This is a genomic window from Shewanella sp. 553 (genome assembly GCF_059338375.1).
Genome location: NZ_CM181701.1, coordinates 2,817,537 through 2,835,428, shown reverse-complemented (window position 1 = coordinate 2,835,428; position 17,892 = coordinate 2,817,537). Strand labels below are relative to the sequence as shown.

The window sequence follows — 17,892 nt, the reverse complement described above, 5'->3', positions numbered from 1 at the left end:
TCAGATGACAAATTTAGCATTCGTTAAAAGTTTTTATTGGAGGACTCCATGGGTAAAATTATTGGTATCGATTTAGGTACAACCAACTCTTGTGTTGCAGTATTAGATGGTGGCAAGGCGCGCGTAATTGAAAACGCAGAGGGCGATCGTACCACCCCTTCAATCATCGCTTACACAGGTGAAGAAGTATTGGTTGGTCAGCCTGCGAAGCGCCAAGCGGTAACTAACCCAAAGAATACCTTCTTTGCGATTAAGCGTCTTATTGGTCGTCGTTTTAAAGATGATGAAGTACAGCGCGACGTAGACATCATGCCGTTTAAGATCATCGGTGCTGACAACGGTGATGCATGGGTTGAAGCGCACGGTAAGAAAATGGCGCCACCACAAGTGTCTGCAGAAATTCTGAAGAAGATGAAGAAGACTGCCGAAGACTTTTTAGGTGAGCCAGTAACAGAAGCGGTAATTACCGTTCCTGCATACTTTAACGACTCACAGCGTCAAGCGACTAAAGATGCTGGCCGTATCGCGGGTCTTGAAGTTAAGCGTATTATTAACGAACCAACGGCTGCGGCATTGGCTTACGGTATCGATAAGAAGCAAGGCGACAACGTTGTTGCGGTATACGACTTAGGTGGTGGTACATTCGATATCTCTATCATCGAAATCGATAGCGTAGATGGTGAGCAAACATTCGAAGTACTGGCGACTAACGGTGACACTCACTTAGGTGGTGAAGATTTTGACAACCGTCTAATCAACTACCTAGCCGATGAGTTCAAGAAAGAGCAGTCAATCGATCTACGTAACGATCCGCTAGCAATGCAGCGTCTAAAAGAAGCTGCTGAAAAAGCGAAGATTGAACTTTCTAGCACCACACAGACTGAAGTTAACCTGCCTTATATCACGGCAGATGCGACAGGTCCTAAGCACTTAGTGGTTAAGATCACACGCGCTAAACTTGAGTCACTGGTTGAAGATTTGATTGCTCGTACACTTGAGCCGCTAAAAGTAGCTTTAGCTGACGCTGATCTATCAGTATCAGATGTAAACGAAGTGATTTTGGTTGGTGGTCAAACTCGTATGCCTAAAGTACGCGCAGAAGTTTCTGCCTTCTTTGGTAAAGAGATCCGCCAAGACGTTAACCCAGACGAAGCGGTAGCTATCGGTGCAGCAGTGCAAGCTGGTGTACTTTCTGGTGACGTAAAAGACGTACTATTGCTAGACGTTACACCACTTTCTTTGGGTATTGAAACCATGGGTAGTGTAATGACTAAGCTAATTGAGAAGAACACGACTATCCCAACTAAGGCGAGTCAAGTCTTCTCAACAGCAGATGACAACCAGAGTGCGGTGACTATTCACGTACTTCAAGGTGAGCGTAAGCAGTCAAGTGCCAACAAGTCTCTAGGTCAATTTAACCTAGAAGGTATCGAGCCTGCGCCACGCGGTATGCCACAAATTGAAGTGGCGTTCGATATCGATGCTGATGGTATCTTGCACGTGTCTGCGACTGACAAGAAGACAGGTAAAGCACAAGCGATCACCATTAAAGCCTCTTCTGGTCTAAGTGAAGAAGAAGTTGAAGCTATGGTTCGTGATGCTGAAGCACACGCAGACGAAGATGCTAAATTCGAACAGCTTGTAACCGCACGTAACCAAGCCGATGGCATGGTGCATGCGACCAAGAAGCAGATCGAAGAAGCAGGCGATGCGCTACCAAGCGAAGACAAAGAGAAAATTGAAGCTGCGATGGCCGATGTTGATACCGCAAGTAAAGGTAACGACAAAGAAGCTATCGAGAAAGCGACTCAAGCATTGATGGAAGCATCTGCTAAGTTGATGGAAATTGCTCAAGCTAAGGCACAAGCAGGCCAAGGCGAACAAGCTGAAAAATCAACTGATTCGTCTGCTGATGATGTTGTCGATGCTGAGTTCGAAGAAGTTAAAGACGACAAAAAATAATTCAGGCTTAGCCTAAATTATTTCCAGCGGGCGTTATGGGGAAACTCTAACGCCCGTTCGTACAACTCTAGCGCAGAAAGTATAAGACTATGTCAAAGCGAGATTATTACGAAGTATTAGGCGTAGGTCGTGACGCCAGCGAACGCGAGATTAAAAAGGCTTATAAGCGGCTAGCCATGAAGTTTCACCCAGATCGTAATCCGGGTGACAAAGAGGCAGAAACCCGCTTTAAAGAGGTAAAAGAAGCCTACGAAATCCTAACCGACAGCGATAAGAAAGCCGCCTATGATCAGTTTGGTCATGCGGGTGTCGATCCTAATCGTGGTGGTGGCGGATTCGGCGGCGGTGCCGATTTCGGTGATGTGTTCGGCGATGTGTTTGGCGATATCTTTGGTGGTGGCCGTCGTGGTGGTCAGCGTCAAGCAGCGCGCGGTAGTGACTTACGTTACAACCTCGAATTGTCGCTTGAAGAAGCGGTGAGAGGCTTAACCAAAGAGCTACGCATTCCAACCCTTGCAGCATGTGATGCGTGTGATGGTAGCGGCGCGAAAAGAGGCTCATCGCCAACCACATGTGGCACCTGTCATGGACAAGGCCAAGTGCAGATGCGCCAAGGTTTCTTTGCCGTACAGCAAGCCTGTCCAACGTGTCATGGCCGTGGCAAGATCATTAAAGATCCTTGCAACAAGTGTCATGGCGAAGGTCGCGTCGAGAAGAGTAAAACCCTGTCAGTTAAAATCCCCGCTGGGGTGGATACTGGCGATCGCATTCGTCTCTCTGGCGAAGGTGAAGCGGGCGAGTTTGGCGCACCAGCAGGTGACTTATATGTTCAAGTCACGGTGCGAGAACATGCTATTTTCGTGCGTGATGGCAACAACCTGTACTGTGAAGTGCCTATCTCATTTAGCACAGCAGCCCTGGGCGGTGAGATTGAAGTGCCTACCCTAGATGGTAAGGTGAGCCTTAAGATCCCAGCCGAAACACAAACAGGACGTATGTTCCGTTTACGCGGCAAAGGGGTGAAATCGGTTCGCAGCCATGCAGTGGGTGACTTACTGTGTAAAGTTGTGATGGAAACACCAGTCAACTTAAGCGAAAAGCAAAAAGAGTTACTGCGTGATTTTGACAAAACACTGACGGGTTCGGCAAAGAAGCACAGCCCTAAAGCTGAAGGCTTTTTCGATGGTGTGAAAAAGTTCTTTCAAGACTTAAATAGCTAACGTCTGTTGGCAACTAAAAAAACCTCGCATAGCGAGGTTTTTTTATGGCTTACTCTCGCTAATATATGCTGTAACGGCTCAACTTTACTCGGCATTATCATCAAACGATTAAGCCCATAGCCTCTAGCTCCTTTAGCCATGATATCGAGCCATAGTATCGAACCATTGCTGCGACGGAAGATTACTGTGATTAGGGCTAGTATTATGATGATAGAGTATCCGTTGCATAATGCGGCTATAGTCGCTGGCTGGTGGACCCTAAAGGAATTGATGATGAAACAAATGATAACAGTGATAATACTAGTCATATTAGCTGGCTGCGCGACAAATCAGTCGCCCACAGGGCGATCGCAAACCTTGCTGTTTTCGGCGCAGCAGATGGATCAAATGGGCACCGAATCATTTGAGCAGATGAAACAGCAACAAGCCTTAAGTAAAGATAAGCAACGTATCGCCTATGTTCGCTGCGTCGCCTCTCGCATTACCGCAGTATTACCAGCAGGGCAACCCAAATGGGAGGTGGTGCTATTTGAGTCTGAGCAGATAAACGCCTTTGCATTGCCTGGTGGCCATATTGGGGTGTACACCGGCTTGCTCAAAGTGGCGACGAATCAAGATCAGCTAGCTACCGTTATCGGTCATGAGGTGGCACATGTGCTAGCCAATCACAGTAATGAGCAAGTCTCTCGGGCGCAGATGACTGGGGTTGGCATGCAGCTGGCGAATGCGGCACTGGATGTCAGCGGGGTGGGCAATCGCGACCTTTATATGGCGGCGCTTGGCTTAGGTGCCCAAGTGGGCTTTGTATTGCCCTATGGTCGTGAGCAAGAAAGTGAGGCCGATATTATGGGCGTTGAGTTAATGGCTCGGGCGGGGTTCGATCCCAGCCAAAGTATCGAGCTATGGCAAAATATGGCCAAGGCGGGCGGCAGCCAGGGACCTGAGTTGCTCTCGACACATCCGTCTCACGGACGCCGTATTGCCGATTTACAACAGATGCAACCTAAGGTGATGCCCTTATATCAGGCAAGCCAAGCTAAGGTAAAAAATAGCTGTGACTAATTGGCTATTCGCGAGTTTTTTGTTGCATAGTATGGTAAAATCCGCCGCGAAATTAATTGAATAAATGAGAGTATTATCATTATGTCTGACAAGTTCACCACAATTGAACAGCATGCCAGCTACGGTGTCGGTCGCCAATTAGGCGAGCAATTAGCGGCAAACTCTTTTGAAGGTATTGATATTTCAGCTGTACAAGTTGGTCTATCTGATGCGTTTGACGGTAAAGAGAGTGCGGTTTCTATGCAAGATCTTCAAACTGCCTTCACTGAAATTAGTCAGCGTATTCAGAAGGTACAAGAAGCTGCAGCAGCAGCTGCGTCTGCAGAAGGTGATACTTTCCTTGCGCAAAACCAACAACGTGAAGGTGTCGTAACCCTAGAGTCTGGTCTGCAGTATGAGATCATTACCGAAGGTAATGGTGATAAGCCTGCTTATGATTCTACTGTTCGTACTCACTACCATGGTACTTTTATCGGTGGTGACGTATTTGACAGTTCAGTATTACGTGATCAACCTGCCGAGTTCCCTGTGTCTGGCGTGATTGCCGGTTGGACCGAAGCACTACAACTTATGCCTGTTGGGTCTAAGTGGAAGCTGTATGTTCCGCATCACCTAGCTTACGGCGAGCGTGGTGCTGGTGCATCAATCCCGCCATACTCGGCGTTAGTGTTCGAAGTTGAGTTGCTCGATATACTTTAATAAAAATAGCCTAAGCCATTGCTTAGGCTTTTTTTTGTATTGTATTTAAAGCGAGTTTTGTGGTCTATTGGACATAATAATAAACCGTAAAACAGCGCAATATAGATCGAAGGGAGAAGTAGATGACAGAGCAAGTAAGAGTCGCTATTACTGGTGGCAGCGGCCGAATGGGTCGAACTCTTATTGAATCGGCCAAACTGAGTAGCAATATCTTTTTAGGTGCTGCGATTGAGCGTGCTGGATCGACACTGATTGGTGTCGATGCTGGTGAGCTTGCTGGTGTCGGGGCGATGAATGTGGTGATCACCGATTCGCTCGATCAAGCTGTCGATGACTTTGATATTTTGATCGACTTCACTTCTCCTGAAGCCAGCGTGGTACATACCGATTGGTGTGCACGCAATGGCAAGGGTATCGTTATCGGTACCACAGGCTTTAACCATGCTCAAAAAGAACAGATTGCTGCATATGGCGAAACCACGCCTATCGTGATGGCGCCCAATATGTCTGTTGGGGTGAATTTGATGTGGCGTTTGTTGGAATTAGCCGCCGAGGTGATGGGCGACTATACCGATATCGAGATCATCGAAGGCCATCACAGACATAAAAAAGATGCACCATCGGGCACTGCGTTAAAAATGGGCGAGGTGATTGCTGAGGTGTTGGGCCGCGATCTTGAAAAATGTGCCGTTTATGGCCGCGAGGGCATAATGGAAGAGCGTTCGCGCGAGACCATAGGTTTCTCGACCATCCGTGCTGGCGATTTAGTCGGTGAGCACACGGCGATGTTTGCTGATATCGGTGAACGTTTAGAGATCACCCATAAGGCATCCAGCAGAATGACCTTTGCTAATGGTGCAATGCGCGCCGCATTTTGGCTTGGCGATCAAGATCCGGGTCTCTATGACATGCAGCAGGTGTTAGGCCTGAAAGATTAGTATTTGATCAAAAACGCCCACGTGGCGTTTTTTTTTGAAATAAAATACCGCTTCACTATAGACGAGTAGCTACTTCACCTATAGAATTGACGGAATTTGTCAAAATTTCGTATTTCAGCGGAAGTTGGTATTTTAAAAGCAAGATAAAACCCTATTATACAATGGCTTGGCTCTTTTCGGAGGTCGCGTTGACAAAGTCTGCCTTACTCGTACTCGAAGATGGAACCGTATTCTCAGGCACTGCAATTGGTGCTGATGGACTGGCAGTAGGAGAAGTCGTTTTTAACACTTCAATGACTGGTTACCAAGAGATTCTTACTGATCCATCCTATTCTCGTCAAATTGTTACTTTAACCTACCCACACATTGGTAACACTGGAACCAATAGTGAAGATACCGAATCTGATGCAGTGCATGCATGCGGGTTAATCATTAGAGATTTACCACTAATGGCCAGTAACTTCAGAAATCAGCAATCCCTCAGTGATTATCTTAAAGCCAATAATGTTGTCGGCATCGCTGATATTGATACGCGTAAACTGACGCGTATTTTAAGGGAAAAAGGCGCGCAGGCTGGCGCTATTTTAGTCGGTGATACGGATGAAGCTAAAGCGCTTGCTGCAGCTCAAGCCTTTCCCGGATTAAAAGGCATGGATTTAGCCAAAGAGGTCACCACCGACACGCAATATCAGTGGCGCAGTGGCAGTTGGCGCTTAGTCGGCGGTCTACCAGAGGACACACCAAAAGCAGAACTAAAATTTAAAGTCGTTGCTTATGACTATGGTGTGAAGCGCAATATTTTACGTATGTTAGTTGACCGCGGTTGTGATGTGACAGTGGTTCCCGCCCAAACGCCTGCTAGCGAAGTGTTAGCGATGAATCCTGATGGGGTGTTTTTATCAAACGGCCCAGGCGATCCAGAGCCATGCGATTACGCTATTAGTGCGATTCAAGATATTTTGAAGACTGACGTTCCTGTATTTGGTATCTGCTTAGGGCATCAATTACTGGCACTGGCCTCTGGTGCTAAAACCTTGAAGATGAAGTTTGGTCACCATGGTGCTAACCATCCAGTGAGCAACATCGAACTCGGCAACGTGATGATCACCAGTCAAAACCACGGTTTTGCCGCTGATGAAGCTAGCCTACCCGATAATATCAGAGTGACGCATAAGTCGTTATTTGATGGTTCGTTACAAGGTATCCATCTTACCGATAAGCCAGCCTTTAGCTTCCAGGGGCACCCTGAAGCGAGTCCTGGCCCTCATGATGCGGCCCCCTTGTTTGATCACTTTATTGAATTGATTGAACAATATCGTCACCACGCTAAGTAGTCCGGGAGAAGGTTTCAGCAATGCCAAAACGTACAGATATAAAAAGTATTCTAATCTTAGGTGCCGGCCCGATTGTGATTGGGCAAGCGTGTGAGTTCGATTACTCGGGCGCTCAGGCCTGTAAAGCACTTCGTGAAGAGGGTTACCGAGTTATTTTGGTTAACTCGAATCCTGCGACTATCATGACCGACCCTGAAATGGCCGATGCGACCTATATCGAGCCGATCCAGTGGGAAGTTGTACGCAATATTATTGCCAAAGAGCGTCCAGACGCCATTTTGCCTACCATGGGTGGTCAAACTGCACTTAACTGTGCATTGCGCCTCGAAAGCGAAGGTGTATTGAGTGAATTTAATGTCGAGATGATTGGCGCCACAGCTGATGCAATCGATAAGGCTGAAGATCGTAGTCGCTTCGATGAAGCGATGAAGGCGATTGGTTTGGAGTGTCCACGAGCGGGTATCGCCCGTAGCATGGAAGATGCTTATGGCGTGCTTGAGCAGGTCGGATTCCCTTGTATTATTCGCCCATCATTTACCATGGGTGGTAGCGGTGGCGGTATCGCTTACAACAAGGAAGAGTTTGAAGAGATCTGTTCTCAAGGTCTTGACCTTTCACCGACCAATGAACTGCTTATCGATGAGTCGTTAATTGGCTGGAAAGAGTATGAAATGGAAGTGGTTCGTGACCGCAACGATAACTGTATTATCGTGTGTTCAATCGAAAACTTCGATCCGATGGGCGTGCATACGGGGGACTCTATTACAGTGGCTCCGGCGCAAACGTTAACGGATAAAGAGTATCAGTTGATGCGTAATGCATCACTTGCGGTACTGCGTGAAATTGGCGTTGAAACCGGTGGATCAAATGTGCAGTTTGGTATTAACCCCCTAGATGGCCGTATGGTGATCATCGAGATGAACCCTCGGGTGTCTCGCTCATCGGCATTGGCATCTAAAGCCACAGGTTTCCCCATTGCTAAAATCGCCGCAAAACTTGCCGTTGGTTTTACCCTAGATGAACTAAGCAACGACATTACTGGTGGCGCGACCCCTGCTTCATTTGAGCCTGCAATCGATTACGTTGTCACTAAAGTACCGCGCTTTAACTTCGAAAAATTTGCCGGTGCCAATGACCGTTTAACTACCCAGATGAAGTCTGTGGGTGAAGTGATGGCGATTGGCCGTACTTTCCAAGAGTCGCTGCAAAAAGCGCTGCGTGGATTGGAAGTGGGCGTCAATGGTCTAGACGCTATCATCGATATTCAAGACAAGGATGCGTTGTCTCGTATTCGACACGAATTAAAAGAGCCTGGTGCAGACCGAATTTGGTATATTGGCGATGCGTTTCGCGCGGGACTGAGCTTAGAAGAGATTTTTAAGCTGACCAATATCGATCCTTGGTTCCTTATCCAAATTGAAGAGCTACTTAACTTAGAAACGCAAGTCAAAGACCTCGGTATGTCGGGCATGGATAAGGATTTCTTATACAAGCTCAAGCGTAAAGGTTTTGCCGATTCTCGCCTTGCCGTGCTGCTAGGTGTCAGTGAAGCCGAGATGCGCAAATTGCGTTACCGCCACGAGATCTATCCGGTGTACAAGCGCGTCGATACTTGTGCGGCTGAGTTCTCAACCGATACGGCCTACATGTACTCTACCTATGAGGAAGAGTGCGAGGCTAACCCGTCAGACCGTGAAAAAATCATGGTGATTGGCGGTGGTCCAAACCGTATTGGTCAAGGTATTGAGTTTGATTACTGTTGTGTTCACGCCGCTTTAGCACTGCGTGAAGACGGTTACGAAACCATTATGGTCAACTGTAACCCAGAGACGGTATCAACCGATTATGACACCTCCGACAGACTGTATTTCGAATCGATAACCCTTGAAGATGTGCTTGAAATTGTACGAATCGAAAAGCCCAAGGGCGTGATTGTACAGTACGGTGGTCAAACGCCACTTAAACTGGCTCGAGATTTAGAAGCCGCTGGCGTTCCTATTATTGGTACCAGCCCAGATGCCATCGACAGAGCCGAAGACCGCGAGCGTTTCCAGCAAGCGATTCAGCGTCTCGAGATGAAACAGCCTGAAAATGATACCGTAACCACGGTTGAAGGCGCGGTGATTTCCGCCGAGCGTATCGGCTATCCGCTCGTGGTACGTCCATCGTATGTACTGGGTGGGCGCGCAATGGAAATTGTCTATGACGAGCAGGATTTGCGTCGCTACTTTAATGAAGCGGTTAGCGTCTCTAATGCCTCGCCTGTGCTGCTGGACCGTTTCCTCGACAACGCGATTGAAGTGGATATCGACGCGATTTGCGACGGTGAAATCGTGGTGGTTGGTGCGATTATGGAGCATATCGAGCAAGCGGGAGTTCACTCTGGTGACTCGGGTTGTTCACTGCCACCATACACCCTAAGCCAAGCGATTCAAGCTGAAATGCGCGAGCAGGTTGGCAAGCTAGCAATGGAGCTGGGTGTGGTTGGCTTGATGAATGTGCAGTTTGCGGTGCAAGATAACAACATCTACATGATTGAGGTCAACCCTCGCGCAGCACGTACCGTGCCATTCGTCTCTAAGGCGACGGGTGTGCCGTTAGCTAAGATTGCCGCGCGCGTGATGGCGGGCCAATCGCTAACATCGCAAGGTTTTACTCAAGAAGTGATTCCGCCTTTCTACTCAGTGAAAGAAGTGGTATTGCCGTTCAATAAATTCCCTGGTGTTGATCCTCTGCTTGGCCCAGAAATGCGCTCAACAGGTGAAGTGATGGGCGTGGGTGACACGTTTGCCGAAGCCTACGCTAAAGCACAGCTTGGTGCGACATCGGAAGTGCCTAAGTCTGGTCGTGCGCTGTTGTCTGTGCGTAACAGTGATAAGAATCGTGTAGCCGATTTAGCGGCTAAGTTGATAGAGCTTGGTTACGAAATCGATGCCACTCACGGCACAGCTGTTGTGTTAGGCGAAGCGGGCATTAACCCTCGCCTCGTGAACAAGGTGCACGAAGGTCGCCCTCATATTCTTGACCGCATCAAGAACGATGAATACACCTACATAGTGAATACCACCGAAGGTCGTCAAGCGATTGAAGACTCACGTCAACTTCGCCGCGGTGCATTGCGTTATAAGGTTAACTACACGACGACATTGAACGCGGCTTTTGCCACGTGCATGGCGCACGCTGCAGATGATCGTACTAATGTGACGTCGGTGCAAGAGTTGCACAAGCGTATTACTGGCTAAGAGTTATTGAGCGTTAAAAAGGCCGCAGTAGCGGCCTTTTTTATGGGGTTGATTTACAATAAATACTCCTATGATAGCTTGTCGTTTAGCCATGGATTACCTACTATGTTTGCTGTGTTGTTCGGGTTGTATGTTAAGCAAGGTGGAGTAAAATACACCGTTCTTATGGCCTTACGATTAACAGAGTGTGATTCAATAGCATCTCGTAGCATCACGGTATAGAATAGAGTAATTCCACGCGTTATTTTACTTAGTCAGTGGCCTCAATATGGGTCAGGCTGGCTAGGATGCTTTTGTTTTTAAGGAGACGATCGTTCCTATGAATAAGGTTCCGATGACTGTAGTTGGCGCAGAACAACTACGTAAAGAGTTAGATTTTTTAAAGTTTGATAAGCGTCCTAAGATTGCTGAAGCGATCGGTATTGCCAGAGAGCTAGGTGATTTGAAAGAAAACGCTGAATATCATGCAGCCCGCGAAGAGCAAGGTTTGTGCGAAGCGCGTGTACGTGACATCGAAGGTAAACTGTCTAATGCACAGATCATCGATGTGACTAAGATGGAAAATACGGTCCGAGTGATTTTTGGTGCGACAGTGACTATCTTAAATATTGATACCGAAGAAGAGTTCACCTATCGCATCGTGGGCGAAGATGAAGCTAATATTAAACAAAATTTGTTGTCGGTTAGCTCACCTATCGCCCGTGGTTTGATAGGTAAAAATGTCAATGATGAAATCTCAATCACCACGCCGGGTGGCACCAGTGATTTTGAAATCATCAAAGTTGAATATATCTAGTCGACCAGGTGATACAAAAAAGCCGCTAATGGATAGCGGCTTTTTTATTAAGCAAAATGAATTTACTTTGCTCTAGGGATGGCAATCTTCATTTCTGGAGATTGACGGAAAAGGACCAATACGTGACCGATAAGCTGAACCTTTTCAGCTTGAGTTTCGCGTACAATGGCGTCAACGACTGCATTTTTTAGCTCTCTGTCTCCAGAGGCTACTTTCACTTTGATTAATTCATGATGAGAGAGTGCATTATCAATTTCAGCCAGTACACCTTCAGTCAGACCATTGGAACCAAGCTGTACAACAGGCTTTAGGTTATGTGCTAAGCCTTTTAAGTGCTGTTTTTGTTTGGTTGTTAAGTTCATTTCTACCAACTTTATGCTGAGTTACTGTTGAAAAAACGCTATTCTACCCTCATATAGCCTTTGTGTAACTCATATTTGTTACGGATTTTAAATGTCAGGTAAAAAACGAACAGCAAGTTCCTCGCGCTGGATGCAGGAACATTTCGATGATCACTATGTTAAATTATCGCAAAAGCGGGGCTTACGTTCGCGTGCCGCGTTTAAACTTGAAGAGATTCAGCAGAAAGATAAATTAATCCGTCCGGGAATGACAGTGGTTGATTTAGGTGCTGCGCCAGGAGGTTGGTCGCAAATTGCGGTTAAGCTAGCTGGCGATAAGGGTAAAGTCATCGCCTGTGACATTTTACCTATGGACCCAATCGTTGGGGTCGATTTTTTACAAGGAGACTTTCGAGAAGATAAAGTGCTCGAGGCCTTACTTGAACGTGTCGGTGATGCTAAAGTTGATGTTGTGCTATCTGATATGGCGCCCAATATGAGTGGTACAGGCGGTGTCGATCAGCCGCGGGCCATGTATTTGGTCGAACTTGCATTAGATATGTGTCATCAAGTGTTGGCACCTAACGGCAGTTTCGCGGTCAAAGTCTTTCAGGGGGAGGGCTTTGACGATTATATGAAAACGGTTAAAGAAGCTTTCACAACCGTTAAAACACGTAAGCCAGACTCTTCGCGACCGCGTTCGCGTGAAGTCTATCTTGTGGCGACAGGATACAAGTTGTAGTAACCTAACGTCAGTAACCGCAAGACTTTATGAGGTCTAGTAATTTTGAGTGATATGGCAAAAAATTTAATTCTCTGGGTTGTCATCGCCGTAGTGTTGATGTCAGTGTTTCAGGGCTACTCCCCCTCTTCATCAAATTCGTTGAAGATGGATTATTCAACATTCTTGGACGATGTGCGTTCCGGACAAATTAATACTGTCGAGATCAAAAGTGATCAACGTACTATCGAAGGGACTAAAAAAACCGGCGAAAAATTTACCACCATCATGCCGATGTATGACCAAGATCTGATTAACGACCTTGATCGCAAAGGGGTGATAATGAAAGGCCAAGAGGCGGAGGAATCCGGCTTCTTGACTCAGATCTTTATTTCTTGGTTCCCAATGTTACTGCTTATCGGGGTGTGGATATTCTTCATGCGCCAGATGCAAGGCGGTGGCGGTAAGGGCGCGATGTCGTTTGGTAAGAGTAAAGCCAAATTGATGAGTGAAGATCAGATTAAAACGACTTTTGGTGACGTTGCTGGTTGTGACGAAGCTAAAGAAGACGTTAAAGAGCTGGTTGATTACCTCAGAGAGCCAACTAAATTCCAAAAACTAGGTGGCCGTATTCCAACGGGCGTGCTGCTAGTTGGGCCTCCTGGTACAGGTAAAACCCTACTGGCTAAAGCAATTGCTGGTGAGGCGAAAGTACCTTTCTTTACTATTTCAGGTTCAGATTTCGTTGAGATGTTTGTTGGTGTCGGTGCATCACGTGTGCGTGACATGTTTGAACAAGCCAAGAAATCAGCGCCTTGTATCATCTTTATCGATGAGATTGATGCTGTCGGTCGTCAGCGTGGCGCTGGCGTTGGTGGTGGGCACGATGAGCGTGAGCAAACACTAAACCAGATGCTCGTTGAGATGGATGGTTTTGAAGGTAATGAAGGTATTATCGTTATCGCGGCGACTAACCGTCCAGACGTACTCGATGCAGCGCTATTGCGTCCAGGTCGTTTTGACCGTCAGGTGGTTGTTGGTTTGCCTGATGTGCGTGGTCGTGAGCAAATTCTTAAAGTGCATATGCGTAAAGTACCATTAGCCGATGATGTTAAAGCGAGTGTGATTGCTCGTGGTACACCAGGTTTCTCTGGTGCGGATCTGGCCAACCTTGTTAACGAAGCAGCGCTCTTTGCTGCACGAGGCAACCGCCGCGTAGTTGGTATGGAAGAGTTTGAAAGCGCTAAAGACAAGATCATGATGGGCGCAGAGCGCCGCACCATGGTGATGTCGGAAGAAGAGAAAGAGATGACCGCCTATCACGAAGCGGGTCACGCTATTGTGGGCTGTTTAGTACCAGAGCATGATCCTGTGCATAAGGTGACCATTATTCCTCGTGGCCGTGCGTTAGGTGTGACTTTCTTCCTCCCCGAAGCCGATGCAATCAGCCAGAGTCGCAGAAAGTTAGAGAGCCAGATTTCAGTCGCTTATGGTGGCCGTCTTGCCGAAGAGTTGATTTATGGCAGCGAGCGAGTCTCTACTGGTGCATCACAAGACATTAAGTATGCAACCTCTATCGCCCGTAATATGGTGACTCAGTGGGGCTTCTCTGAAAAGTTGGGTCCAGTCCTATATGCGGAAGATGAGAACGAAGTGTTCTTAGGTCGTAGCATGGGTAAGTCACAGCATATGTCTGATGAGACGGCTAAGATCATCGATGATGAAGTCAAAATGCTGATCGACGCTAACTATGACAGAGCCAAAAAATTCTTGACCGATAACATAGACATTCTTCATGCCATGAAAGATGCGTTAATGAAGTATGAAACACTTGATTCAACGCAAATAGAAGATCTTATGGCACGTCGTGAAGTTCGTCAGCCAGCCGATTGGAATTTGGATGAGAATGGCAGTAACGGTGGTGACAAAGGTGGCAAAAAAGCCGCCAGCGACACGGCAACGGCTACCGATGATACAACATCTGCAGAAGATCAAGATGATTCAGTAACGCCAACTGATGTTACTGAACAAGGTGACGCTAAAAATGTTGATGAATCGCCAGTGACTAAATAAGTCAATGCCTTAATAATCAACCGTTACTAACAGAAAACCCCGCAAGGGGTTTTCTTGTTTCGAGCCACCTATGGGTTATGAGTCTGGCGTAATAGTGAGTAGGTTTGGTCAAATTAGCGGCTAAGTTATTTTTAGAGTCGTTATTTACTTACTCGCTGTACAATTTGATAAGTGTCATTTCCTGTGACCATTAACGTTACTCTGCGTAGAAATGGTCACAATATCGAGGATCCTCTTTTGCAATTAGTTAGTAGACAGAAAACATTAGATTTAACCCAACCTAGAGTCATGGGGATATTAAATACCACACCAGATTCTTTTTCTGATGGCGGCAGGTACTCGCATTTTGAACATGCTTGCCAGCATGCCGAGCAGATGATTGCTGCTGGTGCCGACATTATTGATATTGGCGGCGAGTCTACCCGCCCTGGTGCGGCAGAGGTTTCTTTACAAGAAGAGCTAGATAGAGTGATCCCACTGGTAGAATATATTCATGCCCGTCACGATGTATGGATCTCAGTCGATACCAGTAAAGCGCAGGTGATGGCGCAGGGGGTTAAAGCTGGAGCAGATCTCATTAATGATGTCAGGGCACTGCAAGAACCGGGCGCGTTAACAACGGCTGCAGCGCTTGGTGTCCCTGTATGTTTAATGCATATGCAAGGTCAGCCTCGTACTATGCAAGAATTGCCTCACTATCACGATGTTATTGCTGATGTTACTCAATTTTTTGCTGAACGTATTCAAGCCTGTATTGATGCTTCAATACCTCGCTCACACATTATTCTAGATCCAGGTTTCGGATTCGGAAAAAGCTTGGCACACAATTACGAGTTACTGAATCGTTTGGCTGAGTTTAAGCATTTTGAATTGCCACTGCTGATAGGGTTATCGCGTAAGAGTATGATCGGCCAATTATTATCAGCAAGTGTCGAGCAGCGATTAGCGGGGAGTTTAGCTGCGGGTATGCTGAGTCTGCAGCGTGGTGCACATATTCTGCGAGTGCATGATGTAAAAGAGACGGTAGACATGATTGCCGTTATGCAGGCAATGGAGCACTATAAAGCACTTTAAGTGAGCTTGATAAGCGATAAAATACAGCATTCGTGATTAAGTATCGATACTTTTGGGTCGCTTAATCAATCATGCTTATTTGTTGATATTGTAAAAAATGAAGTCTTAAGAAAGGACTCAAGGGGTTAATATTGTGAGAAAATTTTTTGGCACCGATGGCATTCGAGGCAAGGTCGGCTCAGGTAAAATGACACCTGAGTTGGCGTTAAAGCTAGGCTGGGCGGCGGGCAGAGTATTGTCGCGCTCTGGTACCAACAAGGTGATTATAGGTAAGGATACGCGAATTTCAGGATACCTATTTGAATCGGCGATGGAAGCGGGTTTGTCTGCTGCCGGATTAAATGTGATGCTCATGGGCCCGATGCCGACGCCAGCAGTCGCGTATTTAACCCGTACCTTTAGAGCCGAAGCGGGCGTAGTGATCAGTGCGTCACACAACCCCTATTATGATAACGGCATTAAGTTCTTTTCCAATGATGGTAGCAAATTAGATGATGCCATCGAGCTTGAAATTGAAGCAGAACTAGAAAAGCCGTTGGTGTGTGTTGAATCTCATCTACTAGGTAAAGTGTCGCGTATCGAAGATGCCCCCGGTCGATATATTGAATATTGTAAAGGTAATTTTCCCGCTGAGCATACCCTTAAAGGGCTTAAAATAGTGGTCGATTGCGCCCATGGCGCCACTTATCATATTGCTCCTAATGTTTTTCGTGAGCTTGGTGCCGACGTTGTCGTGATTGGCGCCTCACCTAATGGTACCAATATCAATCACGAGGTGGGCGCCACGTCGATGGGTAAAATACGTGAAACCGTCATCGCAGAACAAGCCGATCTGGGTATCGCACTCGATGGTGATGGCGATCGCATTATGATGGTTAACCGCCATGGAAAGGTGATCGATGGCGACGAGATCTTGTATATTTTGGCCTGTGATGCACAGGACCGAGGCGTACTTAAAGGTGGTGTTGTCGGCACTTTAATGTCAAATCTAGGCTTAGATCTTGCCCTTAAGGCGCGAGGCATCGCCTTTGCCCGCTCGAAAGTTGGCGACCGCTATGTGATGGAACTGCTAAAAAAGAACCAATGGCGCATTGGCGGTGAAAATTCAGGTCATATTTTGAATTTAGATCATGGTACTACGGGGGACGGTATCATTGCGGGTATTTTAGTCTTGGCCGCAATGTGCCGTAAACAGGCGACATTGGAAGAATTGACCGAAGGCATTAAAATGCTACCGCAAGTGCTGGTTAATGTTCGCTTCGATGGGAGTCATGATCCGCTCAAGGCTGACAGTGTGTTAGTGGCTAAGACTGAGGTAGAACAATTGCTAGGCGAGCGTGGCCGAGTGCTGCTACGCAAGTCGGGTACCGAGCCACTGATCCGTGTGATGGTTGAGGGCGATGTTGCCAGTGATGTGACCCGTCACGCAAATACGATTGCCGATGCTATCAGGGCATTGGTCTAATTAGTTTTTACGCGTAAGATCAATAGGATTTAATCTTTCATGGTTAAATCCTGTTCGTTTACTCTCCGTTAAGGATAAAAAGTAGCCGAGTGGCGCGTTTATCGTAAAAATTCGTTATTTAGGTATTGTAAGTTCACAAGTGGTTCGCTATTATTCACGCCGCTTTCAGAAGGAGACAGTGATGGCACTAAGACGCCCAATGGTCGCTGGTAACTGGAAAATGAATGGCACAGCGCAATTAGCGCAAGAGCTATTTAATAAATTCGCTACCAAGCTTCAAAACGATTCTGCGGAAGTAGTCTTATGTCCGCCAAGTATATTTCTTGAAAGTGTGCGGCAGCAGCTTGATGCTAATAAAGAAGCTTTAAATGGTTGTCTAGTCAGAATGGGCGCGCAAAACGTAAGTCAACATGACTTCGGTGCTTATACTGGTGAAGTGTCAGGGCAAATGCTAAAAGATTCAGGATGTCGATATGTGATTATCGGTCACTCCGAACGTCGCCGTATGTACGGCGAAACTAGTGATATCGTAGCAGAGAAATTTGCTGCAGCTCAGAAGCACGGTTTGACCCCAATCTTATGTGTTGGTGAGTCAGGTCCAGCTCGTGAAGCAAGACGCACTTTTGAAGTGATTGCTGAAGAGCTAGACATAGTCATTGAAAAAAATGGTACCATGGCTTTTGATAACGCAATTATCGCCTACGAACCTTTATGGGCAGTAGGAACAGGTAAGAGCGCTACGCCAGAGCAGGCACAAGAAGTACATGCGTTTATACGCAAGCGTCTCTCTGAAGTTTCTCCATTTATTGGAGAGAATATCAGGATTTTGTACGGTGGTAGCGTAACGCCGAGTAATGCAGCAGATCTATTTGCTCAACCTGATGTAGATGGTGGACTGATAGGCGGTGCAAGCTTAAACTCTACCGAGTTTTTAAGTTTATGTTCGATAGCAATGAGCGCATAAT

At 46.8% G+C, this 17,892-nt stretch carries 14 protein-coding genes; 13 read left to right on the top strand and 1 reads right to left on the bottom strand.

The window, feature by feature from the left end; all coding sequences use genetic code 11:
* Nucleotides 1-48: 48 nt before the first annotated feature.
* From dnaK to greA, 8 genes are all read left to right on the top strand, one after another.
* The gene (gene dnaK / locus AC5YBZ_RS12545; protein WP_494521194.1) at nucleotides 49-1,962 is read left to right on the top strand and encodes a molecular chaperone DnaK; all 1,914 of its coding nucleotides are present in this window, start codon (nucleotides 49-51) and stop codon (nucleotides 1,960-1,962) included.
* Between the two features lie 89 nt (nucleotides 1,963-2,051).
* On the top strand, nucleotides 2,052-3,182 hold the full coding sequence (gene dnaJ, locus AC5YBZ_RS12540) for a molecular chaperone DnaJ (protein ID WP_110458253.1): 1,131 nt from the start codon (nucleotides 2,052-2,054) through the stop codon (nucleotides 3,180-3,182).
* A 270-nt stretch (nucleotides 3,183-3,452) separates the two neighbouring features.
* Nucleotides 3,453-4,244 carry a M48 family metallopeptidase gene (locus tag AC5YBZ_RS12535; RefSeq protein ID WP_494521597.1) on the top strand — a complete coding sequence of 264 codons (792 nt, stop codon included), beginning with the start codon at nucleotides 3,453-3,455 and terminating at the stop codon, nucleotides 4,242-4,244.
* A gap of 81 nt (nucleotides 4,245-4,325) precedes the next feature.
* A complete protein-coding gene (gene bamJ, locus AC5YBZ_RS12530; RefSeq protein WP_110458251.1) occupies nucleotides 4,326-4,943 on the top strand; it encodes a BamJ family beta-barrel-assembly machinery protein in 618 nt (205 codons plus the stop codon).
* 122 nt (nucleotides 4,944-5,065) lie between these two features.
* Complete coding sequence (gene dapB / locus AC5YBZ_RS12525) at nucleotides 5,066-5,881, top strand: 4-hydroxy-tetrahydrodipicolinate reductase (protein WP_494521195.1); 816 nt, start codon at nucleotides 5,066-5,068, stop codon at nucleotides 5,879-5,881.
* 161 nt (nucleotides 5,882-6,042) lie between these two features.
* Nucleotides 6,043-7,215: a glutamine-hydrolyzing carbamoyl-phosphate synthase small subunit gene (carA, locus tag AC5YBZ_RS12520; protein WP_494521196.1), complete on the top strand. Its 1,173-nt coding sequence runs from the start codon at nucleotides 6,043-6,045 to the stop codon at nucleotides 7,213-7,215.
* A gap of 20 nt (nucleotides 7,216-7,235) precedes the next feature.
* Nucleotides 7,236-10,457, top strand: a complete 3,222-nt coding sequence (gene carB / locus AC5YBZ_RS12515) for a carbamoyl-phosphate synthase large subunit (RefSeq protein ID WP_494542972.1) — start codon at nucleotides 7,236-7,238, stop codon at nucleotides 10,455-10,457.
* Nucleotides 10,458-10,776: 319 nt separating this feature from the next.
* Complete coding sequence (greA, locus tag AC5YBZ_RS12510) at nucleotides 10,777-11,253, top strand: transcription elongation factor GreA (RefSeq protein WP_494542971.1); 477 nt, start codon at nucleotides 10,777-10,779, stop codon at nucleotides 11,251-11,253.
* 62 nt (nucleotides 11,254-11,315) lie between these two features.
* Here the strand turns inward: greA and yhbY are convergent, their stop codons facing one another.
* Complete coding sequence (yhbY, locus tag AC5YBZ_RS12505) at nucleotides 11,316-11,615, bottom strand: ribosome assembly RNA-binding protein YhbY (protein ID WP_110458246.1); 300 nt, start codon at nucleotides 11,613-11,615, stop codon at nucleotides 11,316-11,318.
* A gap of 91 nt (nucleotides 11,616-11,706) precedes the next feature.
* Between yhbY and rlmE the strand changes: the two genes are divergently transcribed.
* From rlmE to tpiA, 5 genes are all read left to right on the top strand, one after another.
* Entirely contained in the window at nucleotides 11,707-12,336 is a 630-nt protein-coding gene (rlmE, locus tag AC5YBZ_RS12500) for a 23S rRNA (uridine(2552)-2'-O)-methyltransferase RlmE (protein WP_110458245.1), read from the top strand.
* 54 nt (nucleotides 12,337-12,390) lie between these two features.
* Nucleotides 12,391-14,388, top strand: coding sequence for an ATP-dependent zinc metalloprotease FtsH (gene ftsH / locus AC5YBZ_RS12495; protein ID WP_494521198.1), 1,998 nt, complete (start codon nucleotides 12,391-12,393; stop codon nucleotides 14,386-14,388).
* A 288-nt stretch (nucleotides 14,389-14,676) separates the two neighbouring features.
* Nucleotides 14,677-15,462 carry a dihydropteroate synthase gene (gene folP, locus AC5YBZ_RS12490; RefSeq protein WP_494543723.1) on the top strand — a complete coding sequence of 262 codons (786 nt, stop codon included), beginning with the start codon at nucleotides 14,677-14,679 and terminating at the stop codon, nucleotides 15,460-15,462.
* A gap of 133 nt (nucleotides 15,463-15,595) precedes the next feature.
* Complete coding sequence (glmM, locus tag AC5YBZ_RS12485; RefSeq protein WP_494542970.1) at nucleotides 15,596-16,927, top strand: phosphoglucosamine mutase; 1,332 nt, start codon at nucleotides 15,596-15,598, stop codon at nucleotides 16,925-16,927.
* 181 nt (nucleotides 16,928-17,108) lie between these two features.
* The gene (gene tpiA, locus AC5YBZ_RS12480; RefSeq protein WP_110458241.1) at nucleotides 17,109-17,891 is read left to right on the top strand and encodes a triose-phosphate isomerase; all 783 of its coding nucleotides are present in this window, start codon (nucleotides 17,109-17,111) and stop codon (nucleotides 17,889-17,891) included.
* Nucleotide 17,892: the final 1 nt, after the last annotated feature.